The organism is Kribbella sp. NBC_01245 (assembly GCF_036226525.1).
Taxonomy (GTDB): Bacteria; Actinomycetota; Actinomycetes; order Propionibacteriales; family Kribbellaceae; genus Kribbella.
This window is the reverse complement of sequence record NZ_CP108487.1, coordinates 1,506,633-1,525,078: the sequence shown is the minus strand read 5'-3', so window position 1 is coordinate 1,525,078 and position 18,446 is coordinate 1,506,633. Positions and strand designations below refer to the sequence as shown.

The window sequence follows — 18,446 nt, the reverse complement described above, 5'->3', positions numbered from 1 at the left end:
GGCGTGATTTCAGCTGTGGCCATCGGCACCCGGATCGAACCGAGCCAGCAACCAGGCAATGAGCACAACGAGCACCCGGCACTTGTCACCGCCCCACCACCCGGCAGCCGAAGTCGCGGTTCCGGTCTCGATACCGTCGTTTTCGGTGTCACCGCCATCATCGCCCTGGCCTTCGTGGTCTGGGGTTTCACCGACGCCGGCAGTCTTGGTACGGCGTCCGGTTCGGCCCTCGAGTGGGTCGAGCACAACACCGGCTGGCTGTTCGTCCTACTGGCCTCCGGTTTCGTCGTCTTTGTGATCTGGCTCGCAGCCGGTAAGTACGGGCGTATCCCGCTCGGGCATGACGACGAGCAACCTGAGTTCAAGACCGTCTCGTGGGTCGCGATGATGTTCAGCGCGGGCATGGGGATCGGCCTGATGTTCTACGGCGTGAGCGAACCACTGGCACACTTCGCCAGCCCACCGCCGCGTACGGTCGAGGGCGGTTCGCCCGAGGCGTTGCAGACCGCGATGGCCACGACCTTGTTCCACTGGACCCTGCACCCGTGGGCGATCTACGCCGTGGTCGGGATCGCGATCGCCTACGGAACGTTCCGCCGTGGGCGTTCGCAGTTGATCAGTTCGGCCTTCGCCCCGCTGCTCGGACGCCGTACCGAAGGGCCGATCGGCAAGGCCATCGACAGTCTCGCCATTTTCGCGACGCTGTTCGGTTCGGCCGCGTCGCTCGGGCTTGGCGCGTTGCAGATCGGCTCGGGGGTGCGGATCCTCGGCTGGCTCGACCAGACGGGCAATGCCGTCCTGATCGGGATCATCGCCGTACTGACCGCCGCCTTCGTCGCGTCCGCCGTGTCGGGTGTCGCGAAGGGCATCCAGTGGTTGTCGAACGTGAACATGGTGCTGGCGATCGCGCTGGCGGCCTTCGTGTTCGTGGTCGGCCCGACGGTGCTGATCCTCAACCTGGTGCCGACCGCGGTTGGCGACTACTTCCGCGATCTGGCGTCGATGGCTGCGCGGACGGAGGCCAGCGGTGGTGACGCGATGGCCGAGTGGCTGTCCGGCTGGACGGTCTTCTACTGGGCGTGGTGGATCTCGTGGACGCCGTTCGTCGGTATGTTCATCGCCCGGATCAGCCGCGGCCGGACCATTCGACAGTTCGTCACCGGCGTACTGCTGGTCCCGAGTTTGGTCAGCCTGGTGTGGTTCTGCGTCTTCGGCGGTGCGGCGATCAACAGTCAGCGCAATGGCGTTGACCTGGCCGGCCAGGCGAAGCCGGAGGCTCAGCTGTTCGGACTGCTCGAGACGTTCCCGTTGAGCTCGATCACGGTGGTGCTGGTCGTGGCCCTGGTGGCGATCTTCTTCGTCTCCGGTGCCGACGCCGCGTCGATCGTGATGGGCACGCTGTCGTCGCGTGGTGCGATCGAGCCGCGGAAGGGGCTCGTCATCTTCTGGGGTTGCCTCACCGGTGCAGTCGCGGCCGTGATGCTGAAGGCCGGCGGCGAGGAGGCGTTGACCGGGTTGCGGGACATCACCATCGTCGCGGCCTTGCCATTCGCGATCGTGATGGTCGGGTTGGCCGTGGCGCTGGCGAAGGACCTGCGCACCGATCCCCTGATGTTGCGCAAGGAGCTCGGCACCGAGGCGGTCGAACAGGCCGTCATCGATGGCGTCACCGCCCATGGCGACGACTTCGCTCTAGTCGTCTGCAGCAATGGCAGCAATGGCGGTAATGGCGACGAGCACCCGCGGCCCGTCGTACCGGAGTCTGAACAGCCGCGCGGCGAGGTGCCGGCACCGAAGCCGTAAGTCGCTCACTGGGAATATGTTTAGTGTTCAACTATGTTGGAGATGGGTGAGAGCAGGAACGACGCGAAAGGCACGATCATGAGCGACACCGTCAGCAGGACACCCGTGCTGTACCTCAGCCACGGTGCGCCGCCGTTGGCCGACGACCGGACCTGGACCAGTGAGCTGGCCGGGATCGGTTCGCGGCTGGGCAAGCCGACGGCCGTCCTGATCGTGTCCGCACACTGGGAGGCGGCGCCGCTGACGCTCGCCGCCACCCAGACCGTGCCGTTGCTGTACGACTTCTGGGGCTTCCCGGAGCGCTACTACCAGGTGGAGTACGCCGCTCCGGGAGCCCCCGAACTCGCCGACCAGGTCCGCAAGCTACTGCACTCCCCCGCCACTCCGGTGTACGACGACCCGAACCGCGGGCTCGACCACGGGGCGTATGTGCCGCTGAAGGAGATGTACCCGGACGCGGAGGTGCCGGTCCTCCAGGTGTCGATGCCGACGCTGGATCCGCTCGCGTTGTACGAGGTGGGCCGCAAGCTGGCGCCGTTGCGGGACCAGGGTGTGCTGATCATCGGCAGCGGTTTCACCACGCACAACTTGCGCGAGATGGACATGAGCCGCGAGGCCGCGCAGACCCCGCCGGCGTGGTCGAAGGAGTTCGACGACTGGGCGGAACGGGCCCTGGCCGCGCAGGACGTCGACGCACTCATCGACTTCCTGCACAAGGCGCCCGCGGCTCGCATCGCCCATCCTCGGACCGAGCACTTCGCGCCGTTGTTCGTGACGCTTGGCGCGGCCGATCGCGAGCTGGATAAGGCCGACAGCGTGATCGAGGGCTTCTGGTACGGCCTGTCCAAGCGCTCGTGGCAGATCGGCTGATTCTTAGTTTTCGGGTACGTCGAAGACGGCGAGGCTGGTGCCCATGATGCTGGCCAGCCAGACCTTGCCGTCCGCCTCGCGCGCCGCGGTCGGCCCGTGGAACCCCGCATGCCGGCCGCGCAAGTCATGCACCAGCCGCCCGGTCTCGTCGTACGCCTGGACGTCGATCACCGACGCGGCCTTCGGCTTCAACGCATCCGGCAACGCCCAGACGATCTTGCGCAGCACGGGCGGTTTGTCGAGCAGGAAGTCCAGCAGGGCGTTGCGCGGCGAGCCGATCGCGATCCAGATCAGGCCGTCGGACCCGGTCGAGATGTTGTCGGGCAGCCCCGGCAGCATCACCACGAGCTCGGGCTTCGCGCCTTCGGTCGTGAGGTCGAGCTTCAGCAGCCGATAGCCGGCCGTCTCGACGAAGAACAGCGTGTTGCCGTCCGCGCTCAACGCCACGCCGTTCGGGAAGGCCAGGCCGTCCGCGAGCTTGGTTACCTTCCCATCCGTCGTACGCCGGAAGAGCCGGCCCGTCGCGGAGTGCTCGAGCAGATCCGCCATCCACTCGTCCACGCTGAACCGGGTCGACGAGTCGGTGAAGTAGATCGTGCCGTCGGCGGCGACCGCAGCGTTGTTGCAGAACTTCATCGGCACGCCGTCGATCTCAGCCGCGAGCGTCTCCAGCTCACCGGTGCCGAGGTCGAGCCGGAGCAGACCGCGGCCGGCATCGCAGACGAGCACTTTGCCGTCGGGCAACCACTCCAGGCCGAGCGGACGGCCGCCGGTGTTCGCGAGCTCCGTGATGGTCTTCGTATCCGCGCTGATCCGGAGAATCCGGCCGTCCAGTAAGCCGGTCAGGATGTTGCCCTCGGCATCGAGCAGGGTGTCCTCGGGTCCCTCACCGGGCATCGGCACGACCGTGACCGAGATCGCCCGCTTGGCGTGCGGCGGTACGGCGGGCGGCGGGGTCCAGCGAACGGGGGCGATGCTCGACTTCGGGCTCATACCGCGAACCCTAGTGGGTTTCCACCGTCCAGCGGGCGAGTTCGTCGGGTCGCGGGTTCTCGAGTTGGCGCGACTCGGGGTGGTCGAATCGCAGCACCGGCCGGGCGCCGTTGCCGTACCGGCCCCAGCCGGGATCGCCGGTCTTCGCGAAGGCGACCCACGCCGCGTGCACCTCGTCGGCCAGTTCCTGCGGCGCGTCCGGCCCGGTCAGCAACGCCGCCGCCTCGCCCAGGCTGTCGAAGACAAAACCGAGCTCCAGCGCATGGCACGCACCGAGCCCACCGACTGCGCTCCGCCAGGCGAACTCGTACACAAAGGACTTCCCGCCCGTCGACGCGTGCGCATCCGCCAGCCGGACCGTCGGCATCGTGAAGAAATTGTCCGTCACGATCGCCGCCAGCAGATCACCCGGCGAATACCCGGGCCGCCCGGCCGCGTAGACCGCCGCGAGTTCCGGACTCAGCCCAAGCCGCACCAAGGTCGGCGGTAGCGCCTCGGCCGTCATCGCCGCGGTGATACCGCTCGGCACCATGAACAGCCGGAACTCCTCGCTGGTGGTCCCGGTCAGCAGGTCGATGTCCCGGCCGGCGCCGTCGATGATCGCGTGCAGCGGCAGCCTCGTGATCAGCTCGCCATCGATCACCGGCAAGAACGGCATGATCCCGCCGCCGGCCGCGATCGTCGTACGCCCCCAGCGCAGTGGATCCGGCTGCGCCCGCAACTCGCTCGCGACCGCTCCCTGGGCCGCGACCAACTTGGCGAGCTCGACCCCGCCAAGGCCCTCCGCCGTGGGCTCGACGCCCAGCCGCTTGGCCACCTCGCGCGTGACCAGCGCGGCGTCAGCCTGCTCGGCGACGGCCTCGGCCGAACCGCTCTGCACGATCGCCCGCTGGAACAACCCGCGCGCCGCCGGGATCGAGATCAACGTGGCGACGCTCATTCCGCCCGCCGATTCGCCGAAAACCGTGACCTGGTCGGGATCGCCTCCGAACGCGGCGACGTTCTCCCGTACCCAGCTCAACGCCGCGATCTGGTCGAGCAATCCGCGATTGGCCGGCGCGCCTTCGACCACGCCAAAACCGAGGAGGCCGAGCCGGTAGTTCGCACTGACCAGGACAACGCCGTCGCGCGCGAAGGCCTGCCCGTCGTACGTCGGCACAGCGTTCGAGCCGTTCCGGAAGGCGCCGCCGTGCAGCCACACCATCACCGGCAGGCCTTCACCGCCCTCGGCCGGCGTCCACACGTTGAGGTTGAGGTAGTCCGCGCCGTCGATGAGCGGGTTGGCCAGCAGCCGGTCGTACGGCGGGTCGTAGCCGGGCTGAGGCGCTGTCGGACCGTACGCGGTGGCATCCCGCACGCCGTCCCAGGGCGCGGGCGGACGCGGCGCCGCGAAGGCCGCGGCCCCGGTCGGCGCCGCGGCGTACGGGATGCCGAGAAACGAGGAGACTCCGTCGACCGTGCTCCCCCGGACCTTGCCTGCACTCAGTACGACCGTCGGCTGCATGCCAGCCATACTGCGCCGTCAATCACCCACCTGTCGAAGCGAGGTGGCGGGCGATGGTTTGGGCGCAGGTGAGGGACTCGGTGTGGGTGGTGTCGACCTCTAGGTCGTACTTGACGCCTTCGTGCACGAGGTCGGCCTGGGAAGCGGCCATGCCGACGGTCCGGTCGCCTCGGGCGAGCTCGCGGCCGGCGGCCACGTCAGGGGCACAGCGCACGCCGACCCAAAGGACCTCGAGGTCGCCGAAGTCGTCGAGGGCGTCGAGCCAGCGGCGTTGAGACTCCGCTCCGCCGAGGAAGATCTCGTCGATGATGACGTTGGCGCCGGCCCGGTTCATCGCGATGATGCCGGTCATCCAGGCGGCCTCCAACTGCCGGAAGACCGGCCCGACGATCACCTCACCGGCCGGACCGAACTCGATGCCCGCGTCCGAGGCCTGCAGCGCGGCCGGCATCGACTCGACAAAACCGTCGGCGCCGAACGTCAGCCACGGATCGGGCAGAATCGCTTGTAAACAGCGAATAATGCCGGACTTGCCCGAGCTGGAACCGCCATTGAGTACGAGCATCCGCGCCACCATGCGCCCACGCTAGCCCGCCACCACTGACACCGCTCGCGAATAACGCCACTCCCCCGAGGCGAGGGTGTCACGAGAATCGTTAGGAGAATCGAGATGACATCAGCGGGAGATCTACCCCAGGTCGTGTCACGCGACGAGTGGCTCGCCGCGCGCAAGGAACTGCTGGCGAAGGAGAAGGAGCTGACGCGGGCGCGTGACCGGCTCAACGCCGAGCGCCGCCGGTTGCCGATGGTCCGCATCGACAAGCCGTACACGTTCGACGGACCGGATGGCACGGTCAGTCTGCTCGACCTGTTCGAGGGCAGGCCGCAGCTGGTCATGCACCACTTCATGTACGGCCCGGACTGGGACGAGGGCTGCTCGAGCTGCTCCTCTGCCGCTGACGGGATCGGCAGGCTGCGGCAGTTGCACGTGCGCAACACCACCCTCGTCGCCGTATCGCGGGCGCCCTACGAGAAGCTCGCCGCCTACCGCGAGCGGATGGGCTGGACGTTCCCCTGGTACTCGTCGTACGGCAGCGACTTCAACTACGACTTCCACGCCACCCTCGACAACCGGGTCGCGCCGGTGCTGCTCCACTTCCGCACCGAAGCCGAACTCACCGAGGCCGGCACACCATGGACCGACGGACCGTGGACGGACGACATGAACGGCGAGGAACAGCCGGGCATCAGCGCGTTCCTCCGGGCGGCCCCAACATGCGCGTTCCCGACGAGTACGACATCTGACGTCACTCCCCCGTTCGGCCGTCGATGCGCTCGCGCAGGAGGTCGGCGTGCCCGCAGTGGCGCCCGTACTCCTCGACCATGTGCGTAAGCACCCAGCGCAAGGTGATCGGCTCACCTCGCCACTTCCCCACGGCATCCGGCTCGAGCCCGTCGACGATCGAGCGGACCCGCGCCACGGCAGCGTCGTACCGCTCGAGGTCTGCGGCATAGGACGCGGGATCGAGATCAGCCCAGTCGCCGTTGGGTCTGTCGGCCGTGTACGGATACACCATCTCCTCGTCGGTGAAGCACTCCACGAACCAACTGAGCTCCACCTCGGTCAGATGGCGGATCAACCCGTGTAGCGACATCTCCGACGGCTCGACCGCCCGCAGCCCGAGTTGCTCCGGCGTCAGGCCCTCGCATTTCCAGCGCAGAGTTGCGCGCAGGAACTCGAGAAAACCGACGACCGTCGCCTTCTCGTCGGCGTACAGCGGCGGCTCGGGGCGCGTGGTGTTCTCCATGGCCGCAACCTAGTACGACGCACCGACAGTTCTTTGCCGGCAGAACGCCTAACCTGCTCCGATCACCTCGGCCAGGACGCCTACTCCACGCCGGATGCGTGACTCGTTGACGTTGCCGAAGCCGAGGACGAGGCCCGGCGCCGGATGTGCGGCGAGCTCGCCGGCTCCGAAGCAGTACTCGCTTAGGCCGCGAACTTCCACCGATCGCTGCCTGGCCCCGGTCACGACGTCTGCTTCCCGTACACCGTCCGGCAGGCGGAGTACGGCGTGGCAGCCTGCCGCGAGCCCGTCCAGCCGAAGGGTCGGCAGGAACTCGTCCACCGCTGTGATGAGTGTGCTGCGTCGACGCTGGTAGGTCGTCCGCATTCGGCGGAGGTGCCCGTCGTATCGACCGGACTCCATCAGGCGGGCCAGCGCGAGCTGGTCGAGGGCGGGAGCTCCGCGACTGGTCAGAGCCTTCGTCTCGACGAGCGGGTCGACAAGGCCCGGCGGCGCGAACATCCAGCCGATCCGGATTCCCGGCGCGAGCGTCTTGCTCACCGACCCCAGCGCGATCACCCGCTCGGGCGACAGACCCTGCAGGGAGCCGACCGGCTGGCGGTCGTAGCGGAACTCCGAGTCGTAGTCGTCTTCGATCACGAAGCCGTCGACCGCCTCCGCCCAGGCCAGCAGCTTGTGCCGGCGCTCCGGGCTGAGTGCCACGCCAGTAGGGCACTGATGCGCAGGAGTGACCACGACGGCGCGTGCTCCGCTGGCCGCCAGCCGGCCTACGTCGACGCCGTCTTCGTCTACAGGCACCGGCACCGCCTGCAGGCCGAACCGCTCGGCGATCCGATCGTGCGCTCGTGGGCCGGGGCTCTCCAGCCCGACGCGTTTCACACCATTGCTTGCCAGCGTTGCGAAGACGAGCGTGAGTGCATGCCGGAAACCGGCCGTCACCACGGTGTGCTCCGCGAACGCAGCTCCTGCTCGGACCCGGCGATGGTACGCCGCCAGCACTTCTCGCAGCCGCTGGTCACCCCCATCAGGCTCGTCACCCATCAAGGCAGCGGGAGCGAGCCGGGCCGCGTCGCCGAGCGCCCAGAGCCAGTCCCGTATCGGCGCCGAGGCCAGATCCGGTACGCCGTACTCAAAGTCGACCTCGCTCTTCGTCCTGGCTGGATCCACCCTCGGCAATGGCGTCTCGGCAGGGGATGTTGTCCCTGCCCGCTCGGCCACGCGCGTACCGGAACCCACCTCAGTGACGAGGTAGCCCTCTGCGTACAACTGCGCGTAGCTGTCGACCACGAGTCCACGCGAGATCCCCAGCTGATCGGCGAGGCTCCGCGACGAGGGCAGTCGCTCGCCGGCGCGGATTGCCCCTGCACGGATCGCCGAGCGCAACTGCTCCTGCAACTGGTGTCCGAGCTGCCGGGGTACGTCCCGGTCCAGCTGCACCAGCAGGCCGGGCCCGTCACCTTTCCACTGCACGGCCATGACGCCTCCATAAGTGGTCCACTGCCGGCTCGTCGGATTGGACCTTCAGCCAGAGCAGATTCGACCACAGGCTGGAGGCCATCCACCCGATGGAAGGACCAAGATGCGCGAGATCGTCAACTCCACCTACATCAGCCTGGACGGCATCGTCGAACACCCCGAGACGTGGCCCGGCCTGGGTGGCTTCTCCGACGAGGGAAACAAGGTTCAAGCGGAGCTGATCCAATCCTGTTCGGCCGTCCTCATGGGCCGCCACACCTATGAGAGCTTCGCCGGGGTCTGGCCGATCCTGTCCGGCGACACCGCCGACAAGATGAACTCGATGCCCAAGTACGTCGCCTCCACGACCCTCACCGATCCCGCCTGGAACAACGCGCACGTCATCCAGGGCGACCTCGTAGCCGCGGTCGAACAGCTGAAGGAGGAACCAGGCGACGACATCGTCCAATACGGATTCGGCCCGGTCACCCGCACGCTCATCGCCGCGGGCCTCCTGGACCGCCTCCGCCTCTGGGTCCACCCCTTCTTCGTCGGCCACGGCGGCACCCAAGACCTCCTGTACCGCGACACCGGCGTGACCCGGTTCAACCTCGTCAACACCACCGCACTGAGCTCAGGAATCGTGATCCTGGACTACCGCATCCGCGCCGAGAACTAAGCCGAGGCCTGCACCATGAACCGCTGGCCCGGAACCGACCAAGAAGGAATCAATCATGGCTGTATCAGTGCTGGATATGTCGATGTCACTCGATGGGTATGTCGCTGATTCCGACGACTACCTCGGTGGCGTCGACGGTGAGCGGTTACACAAGTGGGCCGATGACCCCGGAACGGCGGGGCAGTTCCAAGAAGAATGGGACGCCGCGGGTGCGGTTCTATCGGGCCGGCGGACTGCTGAGCTGATGGATCACTGGGGTGGCGACCACAACGGCAACCCGATCTTTGTTCCCAGTCACCGGCCGCCCGCACCGGCTGCCCGCTGGGGCTATCCGCTGGTGACCTATGTGCAAGACGGGATCGAAAGCGCGATGGCGCAGGCAAAAGCCGCTGCCGGAGACAAGAATGTGCAGCTACGTGGTGGCGCTTATACCGTGCGGGAGGCGCTGGCGGCCGGGGTGCTCGACGAAGTGCAGATTCATCTGATTCCAGTGTTGTTGGGCCGAGGCCGCCGCTTGTTCGATGTGTTGCCGGCGGAGATCGAACTGGAAATCGTTGAGGTGATCAATACGCCTGCCGCTACTCATATCCGTTATCGCGTTCGCTGAATTTTGGCCGTCGGTGCACCAGGAGCCCTGGTTTACTTGGGCGCATGCTCAAACGCGCCGCTCTCGCGTTGGCCTTCGTCGGCCTGTTGGTGGGTTGTGGTGGGGAGCCTGCTTCAACGCCCAGCCCGACGCCGAGTAAAGACCCCGTCGCGAGTTGTGCCGAGCAGCTCGACTATTGGGCCGCGGAGATGCTGAGCGGCAAGCCTGACAAGGGGTACGACTACCAGCACATGGGTCTGAGCATGGACAAGTACCTGGAACTCCGGACCATCGTCAAGCAGGCCAAGGCGCTGAAGGCCAAGAACCAGCTCAGCCCAACCTGGGTGCACGATCAGTCGATGGCCGCCTGCAAGCGCATCGTCGCGAAACCCAAACCGACCGGCGGTGGCTGGCCATAACCCGAAAAGGCTGTGACGCCGAAAGGCCCGTGAAACGGCCTGGATCGCGGCGATAGGCTCGATGACATGACATCAACCGAATCCCCCAGCCGTCCGTACGACGCCTTCCCGGTGCGGATCGGGTACCAGGTCCAGCCGCAGCATGCCGACTACGGCCAGATCCGGCAGACCGTCGCCGACGCCGAGGAGGCCGGCGTCGACATCGTCTTCAACTGGGACCACTTCTTCCCGTTGAACGGTGAGCCCGAGGGCAAGCATTTCGAGTGCTGGACCATGCTCGGCGCGTGGGCCGAGGCGACCTCGCGGGTCGAGATCGGCGCTCTCGTCAGCTGTAACTCGTACCGCAATCCCGAGCTGCTGGCCGATATGGCCCGGACCGTCGACCACATCAGCGACGGCCGGCTGATCCTCGGCATCGGCTCGGGCTGGTTCGAGAAGGACTATCAGGAGTACGGCTACGACTTCGGCACCGCCGGCGGCCGCCTGGACAACCTGGCCGAGGCGCTGCCGCGGATCGAGCAGCGCTGGAGCAAGCTCAACCCGAAGCCGACGCGCGACATCCCCGTGCTGATCGGCGGCGGTGGCGAGCGGAAGACGCTGAAGCTCGTCGCGAAGCACGCCACGATCTGGCACGGCTTCGGTAACGCCGAGACGGTCGCGCACAAGCACGCCGTCCTCGACCGGCATTGCGCCGACGTCGGCCGCGACCCGGGCGAGATCGAGCGGTCGGTCGCCGTGAGCGAGTCGCCGGAGAAGGTCGGCAAGGGTCTGCTCGATGTCGGCACCCGGCTGTTCACGGTCAGCTCGAGCGGCCCGTCGCACGACCTCGGTCTGTTGCGCGAGTGGATCAGCTGGCGCGACGAGCAGAACCAGGCGTAGCTCACTGGTGCCGGGGAACCTCGGCGCGAGGTTCCCCGGCGCAACGCTAGGATTCTGCTCATGCCCACGCTTCCTACCGACGGTACGGTTCTGCCCATCACCCGCTGGGGTGAGCCCGTCATGCATCAGCTCTGCCGGCCGGTCACGGAGTTCGACGACCAGCTGAAGAAGCTCGTCGCCGACATGGTCGCCACGATGAACGCCGCCGAGGGTGTCGGTCTCGCGGCCAACCAGGTCGGCGTGGACCTGCAGTTGTTCGTGTTCGACTGCCCGGACAAGGACGGCGTCCGGCACCAGGGTGTCGTCTGCAATCCGACGGTCGAGGTCGTCGAGGGCAAGGACCGCAAACTCGACGAGGGCGACGAGGGCTGCCTGTCGCTGCCCGGCGCGTTCACCAAGTGCGCCCGGCCGGACTGGGCCCGCGTCACCGGTGTCGACGAGAACGGCGAGCCCGTCACCTTCGAGGGTTTCGGACTGCTGGCGCGTTGCCTCCAGCACGAGACCGACCACACTCAGGGCACGGTCTTCGGCGATCGCATCTCGCGCAAATACCGCAAGCGCCTGTACGCGGAAGCCGAGGAGCTGTCCCCCCACTACCCGGCCGACTGGCCCGTCAGCCCGATCTACGACCCTGACAACGAACTCACCGACGCCGAGTAAAACCGCGTAAAACCGCCCAATTCGGCGCGTTCAGTACGTCGACGAGCCGAGGCCGTCCGCAAGGATCGCCTCGGCCGTTTCCGCCGCGGTCATCCCGGTCGTACCGCAGTTCGAGTTGGCGGACCGCCTCGGGCGTGGGATTCGGGGTCATGTCGGCCTTGCCGGCGGCGACCATCCGGTAGAAGACGTCGCCGTCGAACGCCGCCGCCGGTGGGCCGAGGCGGCTCGCGAGCAGCGGCGCCACCGTGCTCTTGCCGGCGGCCTGAAGTCCGGTCACCATCACCACGCGCGCCATTCGTCGGTCCTCCTCGAGTCGCCTCGCGTAGTTTGCCGAATGGCGCGCCATCGGTCACCCGATATATGACCTCTCAGCCGGTCGGCTCGTGGCGCTCGCGGAGCTCGGTGTTGACGCGCAGCGCCTCGGCCAACTGGTCTTCGAGGGCGATGATCCGGCACGCCGCCTCCAGCGCGGTGCCCTGATCCACCAGTTCACGGGCGCGGGCGGCCAAACGCAGTTGGTGCCGAGAATAGCGCCGGTGCCCGCCATCGGAACGCTGCGGCTCGATCAGCTTCGCCTCGTCCAGACTGCGCAGAAAACCGGGCGTGGTGCCGAGCATCTCGGCGGCCCGGCCCATCGTGTAAGCGGGGTAGTCGTCGTCATCGAAGTGCGGCACGTCGGCCACTGAGTCTTGGGTCATCGGTACCTCCATCTGCCGGGATTACGGTCAAACGCACCTCCATGTCGAGGGGCCCCGACGCCATCGCGCCGGGGCCCACGGGTTGGATTGACATCTACCGGCCGGTCGGCCGGCATCTCGTGGATGGAATCCTCACCTCTTTCCGTGCGGTCGGCTCACTGGATTCCGGCACCCGCCGGAGTCTCTGACTGCGAGGCTCCGGCGGGCCGGTCCCACTACAACAACCACTGGTACGTCTCGGACAGCCGTTGCTGTCAACGCCTCTTCGTCTTGTTCAACTCTGGCAACTACCAAAAACGCTACCTCGCTGCCTGGCGAAAATCTAGGATCATCACGTCAGATTTTCGTTAATCGGCGAGACAGATACTCGACAGTCGCCGCCAGTACTATTTCCGCTCCGACCGCGGATGTGGTTCGTTAACATCACGAGCCGACTGCGCCGACATTGCAATTGGCAGGCGTTGTCCTACGTTGTCGAGACCGGGCGTGGATTTCGGGTCGGCGCTGGGTTAGCGTCCGCGCAACTCGCGTCGACGGGTCCAACCGATCCACCAGTCGCACGCGACAGGTCGCGAAGGTCTGTTCCGATGACCCTGCTCCCCGCACGTCCCGGTCGTCTCAGTCGAGACGGCCGCCAGGTGACCCGATTCGCCTACCGGCTTGGCGTTCTCACCGGTATCGACGTCGGGGTTCGCTGGCGTGCGGGCACCACGCCGCATCGGTTCGCCAAGGACTGGCAGATCACCTGGTCGAACGGGCCGACCGTCGAGCGAATGCGCGATCTCGGCCGCCGGCTGGCCGACCACACCGGTGGGGTGAACGTGGATCGCCTGCAGTGGGGCCGGGTCGTGCTGCCCACCGCGTTCGGACTGGCCCTGATCCGCAATCTCCGGGCGGGCCGAGGTGCGCTTGGCGACTCACCGACGTACGTCGATCTGCTGGCGAGCCTGGACGAGGTCGACTATCCCGAACACGGCCCTGCTCGCGACGTACAACTCGCTGAGCGTCTCGCCCGGCTCGGCGACAACGTGGAATCGAACATGCTGCGATTCCTCGAGGTCCACGGCCTGCCGGGGCTGGGCGAGGGTGAGCTCCCGCCCGGCGCCAACCTCACTATGCTCGCGCGACTCCAAAACGACGCGGACCGTCTCGACCTTTAGCGGGTGGCGTAGAAAGTGACGGCGGCCGCGGCTCCGACGTTGAGGCTGTCCACGTCGCCCGACATGGGGATCCGTACGGTCAGGTCGGTCGCCTCGAGCACGTGCGACTTGAGCCCGTGGCCTTCCGTACCGAACAGCAGCGCCAACTTCGGCAGTCGGCGCTCGGCCAGCTCGTCGAGCGTGATCGAGTCGTCGTCCAGCGCGAGGGCGGCGGTCACGAACCCGTGGTCCCGGATGCGCTGGAGGTCGCCCGGCCAAGCGGTCAAGCGCGTCCACGGCACCTGGAAGACCGTGCCCATCGAGACCTTCACCGAACGCCGGTACAGCGGATCGGCACACCCCGGCGTGACCAGCACCGCGTCGACCCCGAGGCCGGCGGCGTTCCGGAAGATGGCGCCGACGTTCTGGTGGTCGACGATGTCGTCGAGTACGACGATCCGGCGGGCGCTCTCCAGCAATACGTCGAGGTCCGGCCCTGGGCGGCGGTGGTACGACGCGAGGGCGCCGCGGTGGACGTGGAACCCGGTCACCTCTTCGGCCAGCTCGGGCGATACGACGTACACCGGCACATCCGGCCAACGCGCCAGCACGTCCTCCAGCGACGGCAACCAGCGCTCGGCCAGCAGGAACGACCGCGGCTCGTAGCCACCGTCGGCCGCCCGCCGGATCACCTTGTCCCCCTCGGCGATGAACAACCCGTGCTCCGCCTCGAGCAACTTGCGCAGGCTCACCTCGCGCAGCTTCACGTAATCACCCAGGCGCTCATCCGCCGCATCGGTGATCGAGATCAGCCTGCTCACTCGCTGCGCACCCCGCTGATCTCCTCCGCCACGGCGACAACGTTGCCGACGACAACAATCGCCGGTGCGCCCACTCCCGCGGCCGACATCGCTTGAGCGATCCCTGCGAGGTCGGACGTGACCGAGTGCTGCCCGGGCAACGTGCCATCGGCGATCGCGGCCGCCGGCGTACTCGCGTCGCGGCCGAACCCGATCAGCGTCTTCGCGATCTCCGGCAGATTCTCTACGGCCATGAGGAGTACGAGCGTGCCGCGCAACCGGGCCAGCGCCTCCCAGTTGACCAGCGAATCGGCATGACCGGGCGGGATATGACCGGACACCACGGTGAACTCGTGCGCCACACCGCGATGCGTGACCGGGATACCAGCGGCGGCCGGGACCGAGATCGAGCTGGTGATACCCGGCACGACCGTCCACGGCACGCCCGCGTCCGCGCACGCGATGGCCTCCTCGAAACCGCGGCCGAAGACGTACGAATCGCCGCCTTTGAGCCGCACCACGAGTTTGCCCTGCTGCGCGCGATCGACCAGGATCCGGTTGATCTCCTCCTGCTGGGCGGCCCGTCCACGCGGCAGCTTGGCCGCATCGATCAGCTCGACGTCCGGGTGGAGCTCCTCCAGCAGCTGCTGCGGCGCGAGCCGGTCCGCCACGACGACGTCGGCCTCGGCGAGCAACCGCCGCCCGCGCACGGTGATGAGGTCGGGATCGCCCGGGCCGCCGCCTACGAGGTAGACGCCGGCGGTCTTGTCGACGGAATCGCGCGCGCCCAGTGCGCCCGTACGAAGCTCTTCCAGGATGGCGTCCCGGACGGCGGCCGAGCGGCGGTGGTCGCCTCCGCCGAGTACGCCGATGGTGACGTGGTCATGCTGGCCCGAGGCCGGCGTCCAGGCGGTCGCGCGGGAGCGGTCGTCGGAGCGTACGCAGAAGATGCGGCGCTCTTCCGCCTCGGCCGAGACCTGATCGTTGACCTCGGCAACATCTGTCGCCACGACGACGTACCACGCGCCCTCGAGATCGCCGGCGACGTAGCCGCGCTGGATCCAGTTGAGTGCGGGATTGCCGAGCAGACCTTCGATGGTCGGGGTGATCGCGGGCGAGATCAGGTCGATCTTCGCGCCGGTCTCGAGCAAGCGCGGCAGCCGCCGCTGGGCGACCCCGCCGCCGCCGACGACCACGACGCGGCGATCGGTCAGGACCAGACCGGACAGGTACGGCGCATGCTCACTCATGCCTGCACTCCTTCCGCGGTTCCTTCTTCAGCTTCAGCCGAGTCGGCCGCGGCGTCATCGATGCCGGCTGACTCGAAGGTCGCCATCTCGGCCAATGCACGCACCGCGCAGGTCAGAATCGGGTACGCCAGCACAGCGCCGGTGCCTTCGCCGAGCCGAAGGTCGAGGTCCACCAACGGCTGCAGCGCGAGGGCCTTCAACGCGACGGCATGACCCGCCTCCGCCGAACGGTGGCCCGCGACGCAGTAGTCGATCGCCGACGGGTGGATCGCCTGCGCGGCCAATGCGGCGGCACCCGCGATGACGCCGTCGAGGATGACCGGCACGCGGTTCGCCGCACCACCGAGGATGTACCCGGCGAGAGCGGCGTGCTCCAGTCCGCCGTACGCCGCCAGCACGCCGATCGGGTCCGACGCCGGTACGTCGTGCAGCATCAACGCCGCCCGAACCACCTCGGTCTTGTGCGCGAGCGTCTGATCGTCGATCCCGGTCCCCCGACCGGTCACGTCATCGGCGGTCGTGCCGGTGAAGGTGGCTATCAACGCGGCACTCGCCGTCGTGTTCGCGATACCCATATCGCCGGTGAGCAGACAGGTGTAGCCGTCACGCACGAGCTGGTCCGCGAGGTCGAAGCCGACCTGGATCGCGGTCATCACCTCCTGCCCGGTCAACGCCGGCTCCTGCGACATGTCGCGCGTGCCGGCCCGGACCTTGGCGTGCACGATGTCGAGCCCGCTGACGTCCGCCGCGACCCCCACGTCCACGACCCGTACGTCGACCCGGTTGTTGGCCGCGAAGGCGTTGACCGCGGCACCACCAGCGGCGAAGTTGGCCAGCATGGCGGCCGTGACCTCCTGCGGCCAGGGCGAAACCCCCTGCGCGTGCACCCCGTGATCCGCGGCGAACACCGAAACCACCGCGGCATTCGGTACGGCGGGCGGGCAGGTGCCGGTCATCCCGGCCACGCGAATCGACAGCTCCTCCAGCACCCCGAGTGAGCCGGTCGGTTTCGTGAGCGCCAGCTGACGCTCCGTCGCCGCGCGCATCGCCACCTCGTCGGCCGGCACGATCCGGGCCAGATACTTCTCCACCGCACTCCCTTCACAGGGCACACCACGGTGAACCCATCGACTGTCCACCCGCATCTTCGCACCCGCGGCCGAAACCCCCGACCGCTGCCGCCCGGGACGGACAGTAATGTCGGCTTCAACACACTTTTGCGCTCACGCCATTTGGCGATCACCCTGGAGGAGATCGATGTCGCTCGACCGACCAGTCGCCCCGGACCCCTACGAGCTGCTCCCCGCGGCCGGCACCTTCACCGTGACCAGCGAAGACGTCACGGACGGCAAGCCGATGCCCGAAGACCAGGTCTTCGCGGCCGGCAACACCTCGCCGCAGCTGACCTGGGAAGGCTTCCCCGCCGAGACCAAGGGCTTCGTGGTGACCTGCTTCGACCCGGACGCCCCCACGCCGTCGGGCTTCTGGCACTGGGTCCTGGTCAACCTGCCGGCCTCGGTCACGTCCTTGCCTAGCGGCGCTGGTTCAACCCCGCGCCTCGACAACGGCGCCTTCCACGTCCGCAACGACATGGGCCAACTCGCGTACGCCGGTGCAGCCCCACCCGCCGGCGACCAGGTACACCGCTACTACTTCGTAGTCCACGCCATCGACACCGAAGCCCTAGACGTAGACGCCGACGCCACCCCCGCCGTCGTCAGCTTCAACCTGGCCTTCCACACCCTCGCCCGCGCCATCCTCACCCCCACCTACCAACAGTCGTAGGTCCTCCACCCTCTGCGGGCCTTGAGTTTGCCGGACCGCCTGCCGCGCCCGGGACATTCGTTGGCACCCGTCCCCCTGAGTGGTCGCAATTGTCAGGCCGGTCCGGGCCGCGTCAAGGGCTCCATCACCTAACGGTGACGCTAACGCGCCCTTGACCCACCCCGAACCGGCCAAAGGCAGCGGGCTATCAGGGGGACGGGTGAAGTCTGACCGGGTGTGGCTGTGCCGCACGCTACCGCGCCGGGTTGTCGCATGCTGCCGCACCAAGTGCTGTGAGCACTGCCGGGTGGTGTGGTTGCGCCGCACGCTGACGCGCCGGGTGCCGTGCGTACTGCCGGGTGCTGTGCACACTGCGGCACCGAGTGCTGTGCGTGCCGCAGGCCCACCTGGCGTCCGAGCCGCCGGGTGGTCTGCACGCTACCGGGTGATGTGAACGCTGCCGCGCCGAGTTGGCGCGCGTGCTGGCGCGCGCGAAGCTTTGCCGCGAGTGGTCGCGTCTGACCCGTCGGGTATGCCGGCGCCCAAGTCCACGCGGTGGTCACACTTAGGGGCGATTCGGCCTTCCTAGGTCCCGTGCGTACCGGCACGCAGCCACAAGTCGGGTTTCCGCCGGGTTGAAGCGCTTCACTCGCAGGTTGTGGCTGCGTGGCGGTCCGCGCGCCCAGCTTTGTGAGCGAACCGGACGTTTTCGGGCCGAGAAACGTCCAGTCGACTCACAACGACGACCACCAGCCCCAAATCCCGACGACTCGACCCACCTCGACGGCCGCGCGCGCAGCTTCCCGAGCAGACTGGACGTTTTTCGGCCCGGAAAACGTCCAGTCCGCTCAGGAAGCGCACGAATTCAGGCCAAGCGGGCCGCCCGGGCAGTGGCTGGCCATGCCGGAGGTGGGTTACCACCTCGCAATCCGAGGTGGGAACCCACGCCCGCAATGGCTCCCTCCTCGCAAGCGACGACCTATGCGGCACCCGAGGACCTATGCACGCGGAGACCTCAGTGAACGGGATGACCTGGAACCCGGGCAGACCTCACCAGTCCCCCTGATAGCCCGCTGCCTTTGGCCGGTTCGGGTCGGGTCAAGGGCGCGTCAGCGTCGGCGCTAGCCGATCTGGACCCT

General features: G+C 67.7%; 20 protein-coding genes. 10 read left to right on the top strand and 10 right to left on the bottom strand.

The features are described 5' to 3' along the window. The first annotated feature begins 3 nt into the window (after positions 1–3). Complete coding sequence (locus OG394_RS06610; RefSeq protein ID WP_328994038.1) at positions 4–1,803, top strand: BCCT family transporter; 1,800 nt, start codon at positions 4–6, stop codon at positions 1,801–1,803. A 42-nt stretch (positions 1,804–1,845) separates the two neighbouring features. Beyond that, positions 1,846–2,673, top strand: a complete 828-nt coding sequence (locus OG394_RS06605; RefSeq protein WP_328994037.1) for a dioxygenase family protein — start codon at positions 1,846–1,848, stop codon at positions 2,671–2,673. A 3-nt stretch (positions 2,674–2,676) separates the two neighbouring features. Here the strand turns inward: OG394_RS06605 and OG394_RS06600 are convergent, their stop codons facing one another. Genes OG394_RS06600 through cpt form a run of 3 tightly spaced genes read right to left on the bottom strand, consistent with a single transcriptional unit; the run spans position 2,677 to position 5,747 of the window. After that, entirely contained in the window at positions 2,677–3,666 is a 990-nt protein-coding gene (locus OG394_RS06600; RefSeq protein ID WP_328994036.1) for an SMP-30/gluconolactonase/LRE family protein, read from the bottom strand. Positions 3,667–3,676: 10 nt separating this feature from the next. Beyond that, positions 3,677–5,170 (bottom strand): carboxylesterase/lipase family protein, encoded by a 1,494-nt coding sequence (locus OG394_RS06595; protein WP_328994035.1) that lies wholly within the window; start codon positions 5,168–5,170, stop codon positions 3,677–3,679. Positions 5,171–5,192: 22 nt separating this feature from the next. Continuing rightward, a complete protein-coding gene (gene cpt, locus OG394_RS06590) occupies positions 5,193–5,747 on the bottom strand; it encodes a chloramphenicol phosphotransferase CPT (RefSeq protein ID WP_328994034.1) in 555 nt (184 codons plus the stop codon). 93 nt (positions 5,748–5,840) lie between these two features. Between cpt and OG394_RS06585 the strand changes: the two genes are divergently transcribed. Beyond that, positions 5,841–6,563, top strand: a complete 723-nt coding sequence (locus OG394_RS06585) for a DUF899 domain-containing protein (RefSeq protein ID WP_328994033.1) — start codon at positions 5,841–5,843, stop codon at positions 6,561–6,563. Here the strand turns inward: OG394_RS06585 and OG394_RS06580 are convergent. After that, positions 6,478–6,978, bottom strand: a complete 501-nt coding sequence (locus OG394_RS06580) for a DinB family protein (protein ID WP_328994032.1) — start codon at positions 6,976–6,978, stop codon at positions 6,478–6,480. The two genes, OG394_RS06585 and OG394_RS06580, sit on opposite strands and share 86 nt — an antisense overlap. A 48-nt stretch (positions 6,979–7,026) precedes the next feature. Further along, on the bottom strand, positions 7,027–8,454 hold the full coding sequence (gene pdxR, locus OG394_RS06575; protein ID WP_328994031.1) for a MocR-like pyridoxine biosynthesis transcription factor PdxR: 1,428 nt from the start codon (positions 8,452–8,454) through the stop codon (positions 7,027–7,029). Positions 8,455–8,557: 103 nt separating this feature from the next. Between pdxR and OG394_RS06570 the strand changes: the two genes are divergently transcribed. The 5 genes from OG394_RS06570 (at position 8,558) to def (ending at position 11,656) form a co-directional block, all read left to right on the top strand. Then, positions 8,558–9,112, top strand: a complete 555-nt coding sequence (locus OG394_RS06570; RefSeq protein WP_328994030.1) for a dihydrofolate reductase family protein — start codon at positions 8,558–8,560, stop codon at positions 9,110–9,112. A gap of 55 nt (positions 9,113–9,167) precedes the next feature. Beyond that, the gene (locus OG394_RS06565) at positions 9,168–9,719 is read left to right on the top strand and encodes a dihydrofolate reductase family protein (RefSeq protein WP_328994029.1); all 552 of its coding nucleotides are present in this window, start codon (positions 9,168–9,170) and stop codon (positions 9,717–9,719) included. Positions 9,720–9,763: 44 nt separating this feature from the next. Beyond that, entirely contained in the window at positions 9,764–10,117 is a 354-nt protein-coding gene (locus tag OG394_RS06560; protein WP_328994028.1) for a hypothetical protein, read from the top strand. Positions 10,118–10,183: 66 nt separating this feature from the next. Then, the gene (locus OG394_RS06555) at positions 10,184–10,996 is read left to right on the top strand and encodes an LLM class F420-dependent oxidoreductase (protein WP_328994027.1); all 813 of its coding nucleotides are present in this window, start codon (positions 10,184–10,186) and stop codon (positions 10,994–10,996) included. Between the two features lie 60 nt (positions 10,997–11,056). Next, entirely contained in the window at positions 11,057–11,656 is a 600-nt protein-coding gene (gene def, locus OG394_RS06550; protein WP_328994026.1) for a peptide deformylase, read from the top strand. On the opposite strand, the gene OG394_RS06545 is transcribed toward def, so the two are convergent. Both OG394_RS06545 and OG394_RS06540 read right to left on the bottom strand, forming a co-directional pair. Next, positions 11,640–11,951: a hypothetical protein gene (locus OG394_RS06545; RefSeq protein ID WP_328994025.1), complete on the bottom strand. Its 312-nt coding sequence runs from the start codon at positions 11,949–11,951 to the stop codon at positions 11,640–11,642. The two genes, def and OG394_RS06545, sit on opposite strands and share 17 nt — an antisense overlap. 73 nt (positions 11,952–12,024) lie before the next feature. Beyond that, a complete protein-coding gene (locus OG394_RS06540; protein WP_328994024.1) occupies positions 12,025–12,354 on the bottom strand; it encodes a MerR family transcriptional regulator in 330 nt (109 codons plus the stop codon). A 587-nt stretch (positions 12,355–12,941) separates the two neighbouring features. On the opposite strand from OG394_RS06540, the gene OG394_RS06535 reads away from it, so the two are divergent. After that, positions 12,942–13,514: a hypothetical protein gene (locus tag OG394_RS06535; RefSeq protein ID WP_328994022.1), complete on the top strand. Its 573-nt coding sequence runs from the start codon at positions 12,942–12,944 to the stop codon at positions 13,512–13,514. Here the strand turns inward: OG394_RS06535 and OG394_RS06530 are convergent. Genes OG394_RS06530 through cobT form a run of 3 tightly spaced genes read right to left on the bottom strand, consistent with a single transcriptional unit; the run spans position 13,511 to position 16,634 of the window. Continuing rightward, positions 13,511–14,314: a TrmH family RNA methyltransferase gene (locus OG394_RS06530; RefSeq protein WP_328994021.1), complete on the bottom strand. Its 804-nt coding sequence runs from the start codon at positions 14,312–14,314 to the stop codon at positions 13,511–13,513. The two genes, OG394_RS06535 and OG394_RS06530, sit on opposite strands and share 4 nt — an antisense overlap. Continuing rightward, positions 14,311–15,543, bottom strand: a complete 1,233-nt coding sequence (gene cobA / locus OG394_RS06525; protein WP_328994020.1) for a uroporphyrinogen-III C-methyltransferase — start codon at positions 15,541–15,543, stop codon at positions 14,311–14,313. The genes OG394_RS06530 and cobA overlap by 4 nt, the downstream gene beginning before the upstream one ends. Continuing rightward, a complete protein-coding gene (cobT, locus tag OG394_RS06520) occupies positions 15,540–16,634 on the bottom strand; it encodes a nicotinate-nucleotide--dimethylbenzimidazole phosphoribosyltransferase (protein ID WP_328994019.1) in 1,095 nt (364 codons plus the stop codon). Before cobT ends, cobA begins: the two co-directional genes overlap by 4 nt. 166 nt (positions 16,635–16,800) lie before the next feature. Between cobT and OG394_RS06515 the strand changes: the two genes are divergently transcribed. Beyond that, positions 16,801–17,328: a YbhB/YbcL family Raf kinase inhibitor-like protein gene (locus tag OG394_RS06515; protein ID WP_328994018.1), complete on the top strand. Its 528-nt coding sequence runs from the start codon at positions 16,801–16,803 to the stop codon at positions 17,326–17,328. Positions 17,329–18,446: the final 1,118 nt, after the last annotated feature.

Bases quoted from the DNA above. Each gene is read 5' to 3' on its own strand.
- OG394_RS06605 (WP_328994037.1), top strand. From the start codon at position 1,846: ATGGGTGAGAGCAGGAACGACGCGAAAGGCACGATCATGAGCGACACC.
- OG394_RS06600 (WP_328994036.1), bottom strand. From the start codon at position 3,666: ATGAGCCCGAAGTCGAGCATCGCCCCCGTTCGCTGGACCCCGCCGCCC.
- OG394_RS06595 (WP_328994035.1), bottom strand. From the start codon at position 5,170: ATGCAGCCGACGGTCGTACTGAGTGCAGGCAAGGTCCGGGGGAGCACG.
- cpt (WP_328994034.1), bottom strand. From the start codon at position 5,747: ATGGTGGCGCGGATGCTCGTACTCAATGGCGGTTCCAGCTCGGGCAAG.
- OG394_RS06585 (WP_328994033.1), top strand. From the start codon at position 5,841: ATGACATCAGCGGGAGATCTACCCCAGGTCGTGTCACGCGACGAGTGG.
- OG394_RS06580 (WP_328994032.1), bottom strand. From the start codon at position 6,978: ATGGAGAACACCACGCGCCCCGAGCCGCCGCTGTACGCCGACGAGAAG.
- pdxR (WP_328994031.1), bottom strand. From the start codon at position 8,454: ATGGCCGTGCAGTGGAAAGGTGACGGGCCCGGCCTGCTGGTGCAGCTG.
- OG394_RS06570 (WP_328994030.1), top strand. From the start codon at position 8,558: ATGCGCGAGATCGTCAACTCCACCTACATCAGCCTGGACGGCATCGTC.
- OG394_RS06565 (WP_328994029.1), top strand. From the start codon at position 9,168: ATGGCTGTATCAGTGCTGGATATGTCGATGTCACTCGATGGGTATGTC.
- OG394_RS06560 (WP_328994028.1), top strand. From the start codon at position 9,764: ATGCTCAAACGCGCCGCTCTCGCGTTGGCCTTCGTCGGCCTGTTGGTG.
- OG394_RS06555 (WP_328994027.1), top strand. From the start codon at position 10,184: ATGACATCAACCGAATCCCCCAGCCGTCCGTACGACGCCTTCCCGGTG.
- def (WP_328994026.1), top strand. From the start codon at position 11,057: ATGCCCACGCTTCCTACCGACGGTACGGTTCTGCCCATCACCCGCTGG.
- OG394_RS06545 (WP_328994025.1), bottom strand. From the start codon at position 11,951: ATGGCGCGCGTGGTGATGGTGACCGGACTTCAGGCCGCCGGCAAGAGC.
- OG394_RS06540 (WP_328994024.1), bottom strand. From the start codon at position 12,354: ATGACCCAAGACTCAGTGGCCGACGTGCCGCACTTCGATGACGACGAC.
- OG394_RS06535 (WP_328994022.1), top strand. From the start codon at position 12,942: ATGACCCTGCTCCCCGCACGTCCCGGTCGTCTCAGTCGAGACGGCCGC.
- cobA (WP_328994020.1), bottom strand. From the start codon at position 15,543: ATGAGTGAGCATGCGCCGTACCTGTCCGGTCTGGTCCTGACCGATCGC.
- OG394_RS06515 (WP_328994018.1), top strand. From the start codon at position 16,801: ATGTCGCTCGACCGACCAGTCGCCCCGGACCCCTACGAGCTGCTCCCC.